The sequence below is a fragment of the Gordonia sp. NPDC003504 genome (genome assembly GCF_053587995.1).
In genome coordinates, this window is sequence record NZ_JBSFPC010000008.1 from 129256 (window position 1) to 142385 (window position 13130).

Consider the following 13130-nt stretch of genomic DNA (forward strand, 5'->3'; position numbering starts at 1 on the left):
TCTCAGGCGTGCCCGGGCAGAAACTCAGAAGAGCTCGAAGTACTCGCGATGCTCCCAGTCGGTCACACCGTTGACGTAGGTCGACTCGTCCGGATTCTCCGCGAGCCAGGCCTCGTATCGGGTCACCTCACTGCGCTTCATCGTGACGAGATAGTCGATGAATCCGTCACCGAAGGTCTTGCGGTAGAAGGCATCCGACGCCAGCTCATCGATCGCCGCACTCAAGGTGGCGGGCAGCTGGACAACGTCGGCACTGTACGGGTCGTCGCTCGGTGCACCCGGGTCGGTCCTGTTGAGGATGCCGTCGAGACCGGCGGCGGCCTGTGCCGCGATGTAGAGATACGGGTTGGCGGCCGAATCGCCCACCCGGTTCTCCACGTGCGAGGCCGGATCGTTCGGAGCACTGATGACACGCATCATGGCCGCGCGATTGTCGCGACCCCAGGTCAGGCGGTCGGGAGCCAGCGAATAGGGACGACGACGACGGTAGCCGTTGATGGTGGGCGTGGTGAACACCGACGCCGCCGCGCCGTGCGCCAGGGTGCCGCCGATGTAGTGCAATCCGACATCCGACAGCGCCGCGCCGTCGGTGGGGGTCATCAGGTTCTTACCACTGTTGACGTCGGCGATGGAGGTGTGCAGGTGCCAGCCATTCGCATAGAAGCCCTCGATGGCCGGGGTGCACATGAAGGAGGCGAGATAGCCGTTGCGCTTGGCGATCTGCTTGGTGGCCGTCCGGAACAGTGCCGCCGAATCGGCAGCCGCCAGGCCGTCGAGGATATCGAAGGTGGTCTCCATCTGGCTCGGTGCCCACTCGTCGTCGAAGGATCGCAACGGGAGACCCATCTGCGTCAATGCGCTTCGAATCGGGCGCAGGATGTCGTCGACCTCGTCGAGATGGTCGACGAGCAGATAGTTGTAACCCCGGGACACCGGTGCGACGGTCGGCGGGTCTGCCGGCGAGCCGGGCGCACCCAGTGACGCCGTGCCGAGGCCGTCGTTGACCAGACGGGTGAGGTACCACTCCATTTCGACACCTGCGATGAGCTGACAACCGCTGTCGGCCATCGCCGCGAGGGCCTGCTTGAGGATGGTGCGCGGCGCCAGCGGGAACGGTGTGCCGTCCGTCATGTACAGGTCACAGAAGACCAGCGCGGTCTTGGGGGCCCAGGGCAGGACCACAAAGGTCGACGGGTCGGGAACCATCTTGACGTTGGGGCTGCCGCCGAGCCCCTCGATGGTGAATCCACCGTCCGGGGAGAACGGGTTGAACACGATCGCGTTGGCGGTGTCGAAGAAGAAGGGCGCCATGGTGATCTCGTTGCCGGATTCGAGCGCGGCGAGGAAGGCCGGCACCGTGAGCGCCTTACCACGCAGAAGTCCGTGTTGGTCGGGCCAGACAACGCGAACGAGTTCGATGCCCTCGCGGTTGATGGTCTCGATGGCGCGCTCGGCAGCGCGATGATCCTCGGGCCGGTACAGGTTGTACCGTTCGACGAACTTGGCGGTGGACATGGCTGTCTCCTCTTGCGGTCGCCGGACCGGACGGTCGGCTTTGGCTGGTGTAGGGATGTTCGGATGGATTGTTATGTGCGATTGACGAATTCGGCGAACCAGGCGTCGAGCAGACGCCGCCCGGGTAGCGGCGGCGTGAGCTCGGCACCCACCGAACCCCGGATGGCCTCGGCGTCGATGCCGAAGTCAGCGAGTTTGGGACCTTCGAGTGCAAGGAGGGCATCGACGCCTTCCGCGTCGAGTTCCGGATGGAATTGAATGGCGACGGAGCGATCCAGCCGCCACGCCTGCACGTAGCGGCCGGAGGTGGCGAGCAACGCCGCGCCTCCCGGCGCGACGGCGGTGTCGGAATGGAAGGAGAAGTATCGGCCCGCCACCGGCAGCGTGCCGGTCGTCGCAGTCACATCGATGAAACCGCATTCCAGTCCCGACGCGCCCGGTTCACTCCGTCCACCCAGCGCGTCGGCCAGCAGATGCGAGCCAAGACACAGGGCCAGGAGCGGGACGCCGTGCTCGTGAACTTTTGCCAGATAGTCGATCTCGCCCGCAAGGAACGGATGAGCGCGGGTGTCATAGGCGCTCTGCGGGCCGCCGAGCACGACCAAGGCGGTGAGTTCGTCGACCGCGGGCGGCACCTCCCCGCGAAACGGCCGGACGATGTCGATGGTCCAGCCGGCTGCGGCGGCGCTGTCCGACAGCACACCGATCGACGGATCGTCGACGTGGGCGATCACCGAAAGACTTCTGGCGGCAGGGGAAACGGTCATGGTTGCGGTCTCGGCTCCAGTCGGGTCCGCCACGGTGTCCAGTGATCGATCGCTGCCAGCGTGGCGAGCAACTCCTCGGCCTGGGTGCGGTCGATCGCGACCCAGTCCGATCCGGGATTCACCCGGTAGGGGGTGTAGTCCCAGATCGTTAGTCCCCGAACGACTTCGACGAGCGGACCGGTGGCCTTGAGGTCTTTGTCCACGCGCCTCAGATGCGCGCGCAGCAAGGTGACCTCACGGCGGAGCGTGTCGACCTCGGCGGCGAGGCCTTCCACGGTGGTGGTCGCATTTCCGACCTCCTGGAGGTCGGAGGCGCTGAATTCAATCATGTCAGAACACCAGGGTCAGATTCTCGTGGTACTGCTCGGAATCGATCAGGTGTGCCGACTTCAGCCGGACCTGCCAGTCATCTCCGTTGCGTCGCAACACATGTCCATACCAACCGACGTAGCTCTTCGCAACGCCCGCACGGTATTCGTGGATCACGAAATTCGACCGGATCAGTCGTTGCCCGCCGGCGTCGTCGATGGTCTCGACATTGGAGATGATCCGTCGGGTGCGGGACGGCGGAAGCTGGCTGTAGGCAAGGCCGGTGCGCAACCAGTAGACGCGGTCGGTGAGTCGGCGGTGATCGTCGAAGGCGTGCGATACCTCACGCCGCGGATCGCCGCCGCCTGCGGTGACGGGCACCCAGTACAGGCAGTCGCCGGCAAACAGGTCGAGCCAATCGTTGAAGCGACCCTCGTCGATGAGGCGCGCCTCGCGCGAGAGGAATGACGTCGCGGCATGCGAGTCCGCCAGGTCAGCGACCGGCCAGTCATCGTCGAAGATGCCACGGAATCGGTCAAGTTCGTCATACCAGTTCGCGTCGACGTGATAGGAGAACGACGAGGTGTCGGCGTAGGCATCGGGTAGTTGTTCGATGGTCATCAGATCTGTCCTCGCATCCGGCGCTGCCATTCCTCGTAGTAGCCGCGCATGTGCAGTTCGTCGGTGACCGCGGTGACGATCACCCCGTCCTCGCCGATCGATTGCCAATCGGTGACGTCGAGTCCGCGGTTCATGTAGATCCATTCCGCCTCGGGGACGGCCAGGCCACGTTGGGCCTCTTCGAAATTCGCTTGGTCGTCGGGCTCGCCGAACGCCGGGAAGTCTTCCTGACTGCGCATGCGCATGGTGTTGATCGCATCCGGCACCCCGGCGATCGTGGTGGCATTCCAGGTCAGCTGGGTGCGGTCGACAGACAGCGGCTCGATCACCTGGATCTGATTGCCGATGATCAACAGATTGGGAAAGATGCTGAGGTTGATCTGGGCTCCGATGGTGAGGTCGAGCAGCCGGTCGGCGTCATCGCCGTACGCGGCTCGAACATCCTCCTCGAAACGTTCACGCCCCGGCTGCGGCCGCTGGTTCTTCCAGAACGTGCCCGGACCACCCGAATGCGCCGGGCGCTGATCGATCACGCTGTGCCCGTTGCCGAGTGCGTACACCTTCATGGGTCCGTCGTCGGGGGTCTTGCCGAAGTACGACATATCTTTGGTCTCACCCATGCGTGAGGCCATCTCCAGGAGCGAGCGGTGCGAGAACGACGGGTGGTAGCCGTCGCCCGCATTGTCGAAGGCCAATTTCCAGTTGCCGCGGAATCCCATCCGGTGGGCACCCGCTCCGACGATCACCTCTCCGGTCGGAGCACGGTCGATCCAATAGTCCAGCCACGGTGTGGCGTGCCCGAGCCAGTCCTCGACCGATGGCGCGTCGGCGTTCATGGTGCCGAAGATGAATCCGCGGTAGCTCTCCACCCGGGTCACGACGCCGAGCCCGAATCTCGTCTTGTCGAAGTCGGGTCCGTACCCCTGCGGCCACGGCGCACCGACGAGTTCGCCCGTGTTGCGGAAGGTCCATCCGTGATAGGGGCACTGAAAACTCTTGGCTGTGCCGGCTTCTTCCCGGCAGATCGTCGCCGCACGGTGTGCGCAGCGGTTGAAGATCGCGTGCAGCTCACCCTGACGGTCGCGTGTGACGATGACCGGCCGCAACCCCATCCGCACCGAAAGGAACGAATTCTGCTCGGGCAGTTGCGATTCGTGTGCGAGGTACACCCAGGACTCGCCACCGAACACCTTGACCATCTCCTCATCGAAGACTGCGGGTTCGGTGTAGAGCGTGCGGTGGACGCGGTCGGTCTCGATGAGATCGCCCCACGTGTCGTGTAGGTCCGAGGCATCACTCGGGCCGCCGCGCAGCGCGGTGCGAACGGGATTGTCGTGCAGGGTCATCGCGGAATCCTTCGGGCTGGGAGCGTACGTTTGACGTTACTTTCATTACGTCGCAGTGTCACGGCGTAACGCGTTAAACGTTTGTTACGGCAGATCTGAGAGATGAAGAATATGGAACGCGCATCGGCGGGACCGGGTTGCACCCTCGCCGTAGACTTGGCGCTCATGACCGACGCCGACCGCATCGAGGGGACTGTCGCACAACGCATACGACAAGTCCGCCACAGTCTTGCCCCGGGAGAACTGCGCGTCGTCGCCGCTCTCACGGACGCCTACCCCACTGCCGGGCTTGTGCCCATCGCGCAACTCGCGGCCGATGCCGACGTCAGTGCCCCTACCGCCCTTCGGCTGGTGAGCAAGCTCGGATTCGCCGGCTACGGGGCATTTCAGGAAGCGCTGCGCGACGAGGTGCAGACCCGACTGTTCTCCCCCGTCGCGGTATACCCGACCGGCGAGGCGACCACAGAGTCCGAGGAGTCCGACCTGTCGACGGCCGCGCGGATCTACTCCGAGGGTCTGCGGTCCACCATCGAGAACCTGGCATCGGACGACCTCGACGACGCGGTGCGCGCACTGGCCGATACCGATCGGACGATCATGATCGTCGGCGGCCGGTTCACCACGGTGCTCGCCACCCAACTGCACCAGTACCTGCGCATGCTCCGACCCGCAGTGCGCATGGTCATGCCGACCTCGGCAGACCATCTGGCGTCGCTGATCGACGTCGACGAGAACACTGTCGCGGTGGTGTTCGACCACCGGCGCTATCAGCAGACCACCATCGAGTGGGGCGAATCCGCTGCCGACCGAGGCGCGTCCCTGGTGCTCGTGACGGACGTCTACCTCTCGCCTCTGGCGTCGCGGGCAACGTCGGTGCTCACCGTGAGCCACGCAGGACCGGGTCCCTTTGACTCGATGGCCCACGGCTTCATGCTCGTCGAACTCCTCGTCGCCATGCTCATCACCGAACTCGGGGAGCCGGCCAGAGACCGCCTCGCGGAGTTCGAGGAGATGGCACTGGCGTTGGAACAGCCTCCAAACCGAAGGCGTCGCAGGTGATTCCAGGATCTGCCGCGCTGTGAGCATTGCACCTCGTCCACCCACCGACCGTCCACCTCCCTGCGATCATCCACCGGTGTCGTCACCGGTGTCATGGACCGTAGAGTCGGGTCGCCCGATCTCACCAGATCTTTGGGGCGCGATTCTCTTCTGGGGAATCGGAGACGTCTCAGTCGGCGCTCAACGCCGATTCGGTGCGCTCGACCGCGATACGCAGGGCGTCGACATACTCCGGCAATGCCGATCGGTCGAACCGAGAGCTGGGAATCGCCAGGGAGATCGCGAAAACCGGCCGGCCATAACCGTCTTTGGCGCTCACCGCGACTCCGTCGACACCCTGCGCGGACTCCTCGATGCTGATGGCGTAGCCACGGCTACGCACAGAGCCGAGATGACGTTTCAGGGAGCGCAGACTGCTGATCCGCGACGACCTGGCCGGCGGTAGCCCAGCGGCGAACACCTCTTCGAGTTGCCGGTTGGTGAGCTCTGAGAGCAGCGCCTTTCCTGCGGCAGATGCATAGGCGGGTACCCGATCCCACCCATCCGGACTGACGTGGGCGGGTGCGGCCCCTTCCACACCGTCGACCCAGCGCAGGAGGGGTCCCTGCCGAATCCAGACGTGCACGGTCTCGCCCATGGAGTGTCCGAGATCCTCGATCGCCGGCCGAACCGCGGCCCGTAGGTCACCGATCTTGATCGGACGCGACTCGTCGGGCCGGAATTCGGGTCCGAGGCGGTAACGGCGCTCCCGATCTTGCACAGCGAAACCGTCGAAGCACAGGGCATTCAATAAACGATGCGCGGTCGACGGCGCGACCTCGAGGAGTTCGGCAGCGTCGGTGACACCCAGCGTCTGCCCGTCCCGCAACGCCTTGAGCAGGACCAGTCCGCGATGCACCGATTCGATCGGCGGGTGCGCACCTACCGCATCCCTCGCACCAGGGTGTGAATTCTCCACACCGAAAAAACTAGCGCGCTCCGTTGTCCGCGCCAATCGAAACGACATAGTCTCGCCACACCGAGACGATCACGGGTGCAAGCCGTTCCCGGCCCTGCGCTCCGTCCGAGCCTGGTCTGTCACCACCACACAACACCGCACTGGCACATGCCTTTTCGTCAGTGGATACGTATATCCACGCGGGGACGCGTAGGAGAGAGGACACTTGACGATGACGACATCACTGACCGAACGGGATCGACGCTGGGCGGTGCTGAACAAGGCGATGGCCGATCACGGGCTCGACGCGCTGGTGTTCGCGGCCAACGATTACCGCGGCCACAAGGGCTCGCTGCGCTACGTGGCGGACTACAACCTGTGTCACCGTTCGGGAAACGCGGTCATGTTTCGTGAGGAGGAGCCCTTCCTCGTGCTGTCCGGCAACCTGATCGGTGCGCGCAAGCCGAAGTCCGGCTGGGTGCAGGACTACCGATTCCCCGGCACGATCGCCGAGGGCCTCGTCGAAGCGTTCGCGTTGCGTCCCAAGTTCCATCGGGTCGGGATCGTCGGACTCAACCAGGTGATGAAGGTGAGCGAATACCTGGCGCTTACCGAAGCCTATCCCGGCGTGGACTTCGTCGACTTCTCTGCCGAGTTCGAGCGGATTCGCGCGGTCAAGAGCGACGCCGAGCTCCGGGGCGCCGAGGAATCGGCCTACATCCTCGACCAATGCTTTGCGCGACTGGTCGAGATCGTGCGGCCCGGGATCACCGAACGCGAGGTGGCCGCCGAGATGTACCGGGTGGGTTGCCGGCTCGGTGGCGAGGACCCGCTGTTCCTCTCGATGCACACCGACCTGGACAATGCACACTCCCACTCCACCTTCGACACGCCCAGGGACCGCGTCCTCAGCGCCCACGACGTGCACACGTTCTCCTTCGAGATCGTCGGGCCGGCCGGCTACTGGACCGAACTGGCCCGGATGGTCACCTTCGCCCACCCGGACGAGACGACGCAGAGGATGGCACGAGCAGCCGCCGATGGCATCGCCGGCGGCGCGAAGGTGATGCGCTCGGGTGTCCTTCCCGGCGACATCCAACGGCGGGTGCTCGACGGAGTGCATGCGCAGGGTGCGAAGTCGTCGTACTGGACCGGGCATTCCCTGGGGCTCGACGTTCTCGAGCAGCCGATGATCGGACTCGACGTCGTCGAAGATGGCGAACAGTCGATCCAGGACACGATTGAGGCGAACATGGTGATCACGTTGCACCCGATGGTCGCCGACCGCACCGACGTCGCCAGCGGCTACATGGCCGATACCTTCGTGGTGGCCCGCGACGGTAGCCGCAAGCTCTCCGAGCATCCGACCGGTCTCTACCGGATCGGGCGCGGTGAGGTCAGCGTCGACGAATCCTGATCAGTCGTGCCATCGGTCGATGGCACGACTATCATGGCGGCAATCCCACCGAGTTCGACAGGGGTTTCGAGATCACCACCGACCTACTCACCCGCTATCGTGCCTGCGCAACGACCGACCTGGACCAGGCACGCGAGTCCGTAGCGCGCCGCTACTGCCCGCACCGCCTGACCCTGGGCGTCAACAGCCGCCTCGATCTGGTACACAACTCTGCCCCTATCGGCGCAGACGTGACGCTGAACTACATGCGCTACGGCGGTGAAGTGCACATCACACCAGGACGCCTCGAGGATTTCTATCTCGTCCAGGTCCCGGTGGCGGGCAATGCCCGCCTTCGGATCGGTGCTCGCGAATTGCATTGTGATCGCCAGACCGGTTCGGTCACCTCCCCCACCGAACCCATCGACATGATCTGGTCGAACGGGTGCGAGAAGCTGGTGATCTACATCCGCCGCGGGGCGCTCGAAGCCGCCGCCGACACAGGTGGTGCCCCAGTCATCTTCGACGCACGGCTGGATCTGACAGCACCGGCGACGCAAGCGTGGACCAGGTTGGTGCACTTCGCCGTCGACTCGCTCAGCAGCCCTGCGACCGGTCTCTTCGACTCCCCGCTGGTGACCACCAACTTCGAGCAGACCCTGATCTCGGGGTTGCTGTCGATTCAGGCCAACGACGCACACACGGAGATGCCGACGCGGACACCCGTGTCGCGTGCGGTTCGCGCCGCCATCGCGCTCATCGAGGATCGGCCCGAACATCCGTGGCGCGTGACAGACCTGGCGTCCGAAGTGGGCGTCTCGACCAGATCGCTGCAGGATCTGTTTGCTCGTGAGCTCAACACCACACCACTGCATCGACTCCGCAGCACTCGGCTCGAACGGGCCCGGCAGCAACTGGTCGAGTCCTCACCTGCCGACACCTCGGTCACCGATGTCGCCGCGCGATGGGGATTCTTCCACGCCGGCCGATTCGCCGACGCCTACCGCGCCACATTCTCCGAGCTCCCGTCGGAGACGTTGGCGCGTTGAGCGTGCGGTGGTATATCGCCGCCGACGCATCGCGGACGAGGTGATCCGCTCACGGCATGATCGGCCCTGATTCGCACGCCGTGGCAGGGTCGTGCGCACGGGGCACGACACATGACATCCGCGCGGCCCAACACAATCGCCCAATATGAAAGCGGGGGACGATCATTCGTCCCCCGCTTTCGTCCGTGCATCAGAGCTTGAGCTTGGCGATGACCTCGTCGGCGCGATCGCGCAGATACATCACGAACGACCCGGAACGATCGACAACGCAATCGTATTGATCCAGAACGATGATTGTGGTGGTACCCAACTCGATGACCGCGGGACCGGAGATCTGCGTGCCCGGCCCCATCGCCGTCCCTCGGTAGACCTCGGCCTCGACCATCTCCCGACGCAGGGGCGAGTAAATCTCCCGGCGTCCCGCGCCGAACGGCATGTCCACTGCCACTTCGGAACTGAGGCTGATTCGCTCGTCGGAGGTCTTCCCGACCACCGAGAGTCGAATGTTGAGGATCTCGATGGACATCTCGAGGTTGTTGTAGCCGAACAGCACCGCATGCTCCTCGTGGAACGCCTGCGCGATCGCGCCAAGGTCGGGCGAGGCGCCCACCGCCCCGGGGTCCACCGAGATCGTCAGCTCATACCACTGACCCTTGTAGCGCATATCCATCGACGGTTCGTAACTGATCGCGTCGTCGGTGACGCCCTCGACGTGCAGTGTTTCCCGGCCCTCACTGGCCATACGCTGCCATATCGCGGCCAGCGCCGCCGGGTCGAGCGTGTCCAGGCGGTCGTGCGCACTCTGCACGTAGTCATGCTTGAAGTCGCACACCAGCATTCCCGCTGCGCAGAAAATGGAGGAGTCACGCGGGGTCACGAGCACGGGGATCTCGAGTTCGTGCGCAATGGCCGCGGCGTGCACCGGTCCGGCACCACCGGCGACGACGATCGGGAAGTCGCGGGGATCGAGACCGCGCCGGACGGTGATGTCGCGGACGCCAGTGGCCATCGACACGTTGACCATCTCGTAGATGCCCGCCGCGGCATCGATCACCGATAGTCCCAGCGGCTCGGCCACATCGCGGCGGATGGCCTCTTCGGCTGCCGCACGGTCGAGCGACATCTGCCCGTTGAGGAAGCTTTCCGGATCGAGATAACCGAGCACCACGTCGGCATCGGTGGTGGTGGCGCGGACTCCCCCACGCCCATAGCACGCGGGACCTGGTGCGGCACCTGCACTTTGCGGCCCGACGCTGAGCATTCCGCCCTCGTCGACCGACGCGATGGAGCCACCGCCGGCACCGATGGTGTGAATGTCGACCGCGGGCAGCGCGATCGACCAGCGGTCGATCTCACCGTCGGTCATGATGAGGGGCTTGCCGCCCTTGACGACCGCGGCGTCAAAGCTCGTGCCACCCATGTCGACGGTGAGGCACGAATCCCACCCATGTTCGCCGACGACGAGGAGCCCCGCGGTGGGTCCGGACGCCGGTCCCGACAGCAGAGACAGCGCCGCCCGCTTGGCGAGCTCGTCGGGTGTGGCGACGCCGCCGTTGGATTGCATCATCAGCAGCAGCCCGGCGAAGTCGACCGAGTCCAGAATGCCGGCGAGCGTGGTCAGGTAGGTGCTGATGATCGGTCCCGCATAGGAATTGAGCACCGCAGCACTGGACCGCTCGTAGTAGCGGGCTTGCCCGAGGAGTTCGGCCGATTCGGTGACATAGATGTCACCGACTTCTTCGCGGAGCAGTTCGGCTGCACGGTTCTCGTGCGCGTTGTTGGCGTGCGAGTGCATGAACGACACCGCCACCGATTCCACTCCCTCCTCCCGGAGCAAGCGGGCAGCGGCGCGGACGTCGCCCTCGTTGAGGGGGGTGAGTTCCTTACCCTCGTAGTTGATCCGCCCGCCGACCGGAAGGCGCAGCGCCCGCGGCGTCAACGGCTCCGGTTGGGCCAGGCGGTTGTCGTAGGGCTCCTCCCGCGTCCCGTGCCGCATCGGCAGCACATCACGGAACCCCTCGGTCACCAGCATGGCGGTGGTGGGGCCGCGTCGGGTCAGCAGAGCGTTGGTGGTGACGGTGGTGCCGTGCACGATCAGGCCGATCTGTGCGACGAACTCCGGGAGCGAGGTCTGCTCGATCGCGGCGAGTTCGGTCAGGCCGTTGAGCACAGCCTGGGGCGGGTCGGACGGAACCGAACTGGTCTTGTGGATACGGCGACGGCCGTCGGGATAGATGACGAGGAAATCGGTGAAGGTGCCACCAACGTCGATTCCGATTCGAATACTCACGGTTTCCTACCTATGTCGAAGAGTTGTTCGGTGATGGGTGACCCGGCCGGGGTCACAAGGGTTGCGGATCAGGAGCGCAGCGTGGCGGTCAGGGTCTCGTCGATCTCGCCGGCATCGGTGATCGCAACGCCGTAATCCGAACGCGCACGCGCGGCCGACAAGATCCCGGCGATCACCTCGGCGCGCACCTTGGCTGCCGGTCGCAGCCTGGGATCGCCGTACCCGGCGCCGCCACCGGCCCGGGAGACGATGCGCGTGCCCGGCGGAAGGTCGACGATCTCCTTCGACCCCCAGTCGGCAACGGTGCCGTCCGGGTATTCGATGGTCAGCGAGTTCAGTCCGGAGTCGTGACCACCGAACATGCCACGCGCCGGGAATGCCCCTTCGGCGGCCATGTTGTCGGCCAGGGTGACACCGATCTGCCCCTCCCCGTATGACTGCCACGCCGAGCGCGTTCCGAGTCCGCCGCGGAATTCCCCGGCGCCCGCCGAATCCGGCAGGTACTCGTGGTATTCGAGGAACAGCGGAGTCGTCAGTTCGAGCATTTCCGGATCCGGTGCACGCATCTGTCCGGCTGTTCCCGTGAAACCGAGTGCATCCCAACCATCTTGCCCGGAAACGCCACCCGGTCCGGTGCGCTGGAAAACCGTGAAGGTGCCAAATGGCTCTCCCGTGCGGGGATCGATGCCGTTGGTCGCGGTGCACATGAATTTGTTCCAGCCCGCGGTCACACGGTCCGGGAGCGCATCGGCGAGAGCCAGCATGATCGCCTCGACCACCTCGTCGCAGAGCTGATTACCGTAGATGGTGGCCGCGGGAAACTCAGGGTCGATGATCGAGCCCTTGCGGAACTTCGTCACGATCGGCTCGAACAGCCCCTGATTGGTGGGGATTCGGATTCCACCTGCCGCCATCAGCATCAGGAAGGCGATGCGCACCGCACCCTTGGCGGCGGCAGCCGGCATATTGGTGATTCCGGGTGACTGGTCGTCGCTGTCGGTAAAGTCGAAAACGATTTTCTCCTTGACGATTTCGATGTCGACGGCGATCTTGTACTTCTTTTTCGTGTCGAATCCGTCCGACGTCATGAAGCTCTCGCCGTGGTAGTGCCCGTCGGGCCACCGGCCGATCTCTGCCTCGACCTGCTTGCGCGAGCTATCGATGACGTAGGCCCAATGCGATTCGTAGGCCGCCAGCCCGTAACGGCTCATCACCTCGACGAGGCGTCGGCCACCCACCGTGCAGCACCCGATCATCGCCCGGATGTCTTCCATCACGAATCCGAACCGGATGTTGGCGGCGATGAAATCCCACACGTCCTTTCGTAGAACGCCGCGATCGATGACCTTCACCGGCGGGATCCGCAGGGCTTCCTGCCAGATATCGCGAGCGTTCGGGTTATATCCACCGGCTGTCATGCCGCCGATGTCGGCGAGATGACCTTTGGCCGCCGTCCAGCCGATCAACTCACCGTCGGCGAACACCGGCATGTAGATCCCGGTGTCCGCGTTCTGGTTTCCACCGTGGTAGACGTCGTTGTGGATGATGACGTCTCCCTCGTGGATGTCGTCACCGAAGTAGTTGATGATGTATTCGAGAGACGGATGCGCACCGAAGGCGATGATGGCCGCGAATTCGGCCTGCGCCAACGTGTTTCCTTCGCGATCGAAGATGACGGTCACCAGGTCGCCGATCTCGTTGAAGATCGGCGAGCGGGACGAACGCATCAGCATCGTCGCCATCTCCTTGGTGATCGAATCCACCCGGCGCTGCAGTACCGAGGCGGTGATCGGATCGACCGTGGTGGTCGGATTGTTGTCAGTTGTCATGGGGTTCTCCGG

11 protein-coding genes are annotated in these 13130 nt (G+C 64.6%); 3 read left to right on the top strand and 8 right to left on the bottom strand.

Annotated features, from left to right (window positions below):
- Positions 1 to 24 precede the first annotated feature (24 nt).
- From ACWDPV_RS15945 to ACWDPV_RS15965, 5 genes are all read right to left on the bottom strand, one after another.
- A complete protein-coding gene (locus tag ACWDPV_RS15945; RefSeq protein WP_449743782.1) occupies positions 25 to 1515 on the bottom strand; it encodes a glutamine synthetase family protein in 1491 nt (496 codons plus the stop codon).
- Between the two features lie 71 nt (positions 1516 to 1586).
- The gene (locus tag ACWDPV_RS15950; protein ID WP_449743783.1) at positions 1587 to 2282 is read right to left on the bottom strand and encodes a type 1 glutamine amidotransferase; all 696 of its coding nucleotides are present in this window, start codon (positions 2280 to 2282) and stop codon (positions 1587 to 1589) included.
- A complete protein-coding gene (locus tag ACWDPV_RS15955; RefSeq protein WP_449743784.1) occupies positions 2279 to 2611 on the bottom strand; it encodes a hypothetical protein in 333 nt (110 codons plus the stop codon). The genes ACWDPV_RS15950 and ACWDPV_RS15955 overlap by 4 nt, the downstream gene beginning before the upstream one ends.
- 1 nt (position 2612) lies before the next feature.
- The gene (locus ACWDPV_RS15960; RefSeq protein ID WP_449743785.1) at positions 2613 to 3212 is read right to left on the bottom strand and encodes an aromatic-ring-hydroxylating dioxygenase subunit beta; all 600 of its coding nucleotides are present in this window, start codon (positions 3210 to 3212) and stop codon (positions 2613 to 2615) included.
- Positions 3212 to 4558, bottom strand: a complete 1347-nt coding sequence (locus ACWDPV_RS15965; protein WP_449743786.1) for an aromatic ring-hydroxylating oxygenase subunit alpha — start codon at positions 4556 to 4558, stop codon at positions 3212 to 3214. The genes ACWDPV_RS15960 and ACWDPV_RS15965 overlap by 1 nt, the downstream gene beginning before the upstream one ends.
- A 165-nt stretch (positions 4559 to 4723) precedes the next feature.
- Between ACWDPV_RS15965 and ACWDPV_RS15970 the strand changes: the two genes are divergently transcribed.
- Complete coding sequence (locus ACWDPV_RS15970; protein ID WP_449743787.1) at positions 4724 to 5617, top strand: MurR/RpiR family transcriptional regulator; 894 nt, start codon at positions 4724 to 4726, stop codon at positions 5615 to 5617.
- A 169-nt stretch (positions 5618 to 5786) separates the two neighbouring features.
- On the opposite strand, the gene ACWDPV_RS15975 is transcribed toward ACWDPV_RS15970, so the two are convergent.
- Positions 5787 to 6575 carry an IclR family transcriptional regulator gene (locus ACWDPV_RS15975; protein WP_449743788.1) on the bottom strand — a complete coding sequence of 263 codons (789 nt, stop codon included), beginning with the start codon at positions 6573 to 6575 and terminating at the stop codon, positions 5787 to 5789.
- Between the two features lie 211 nt (positions 6576 to 6786).
- Between ACWDPV_RS15975 and ACWDPV_RS15980 the strand changes: the two genes are divergently transcribed.
- Together ACWDPV_RS15980 and ACWDPV_RS15985 are read left to right on the top strand one after the other, a co-directional pair.
- Positions 6787 to 7971: a M24 family metallopeptidase gene (locus ACWDPV_RS15980; RefSeq protein ID WP_449743789.1), complete on the top strand. Its 1185-nt coding sequence runs from the start codon at positions 6787 to 6789 to the stop codon at positions 7969 to 7971.
- 119 nt (positions 7972 to 8090) lie between these two features.
- Positions 8091 to 8999, top strand: a complete 909-nt coding sequence (locus ACWDPV_RS15985; protein WP_449743886.1) for an AraC family transcriptional regulator — start codon at positions 8091 to 8093, stop codon at positions 8997 to 8999.
- Positions 9000 to 9189: 190 nt separating this feature from the next.
- Here ACWDPV_RS15985 and ACWDPV_RS15990 read toward each other — a convergent pair whose 3' ends face one another.
- Complete coding sequence (locus ACWDPV_RS15990) at positions 9190 to 11289, bottom strand: hydantoinase/oxoprolinase family protein (protein ID WP_449743790.1); 2100 nt, start codon at positions 11287 to 11289, stop codon at positions 9190 to 9192.
- A gap of 68 nt (positions 11290 to 11357) precedes the next feature.
- Positions 11358 to 13118, bottom strand: a complete 1761-nt coding sequence (locus ACWDPV_RS15995; RefSeq protein ID WP_449743791.1) for a hydantoinase B/oxoprolinase family protein — start codon at positions 13116 to 13118, stop codon at positions 11358 to 11360.
- Between the last annotated feature and the right edge of the window lie 12 nt (positions 13119 to 13130).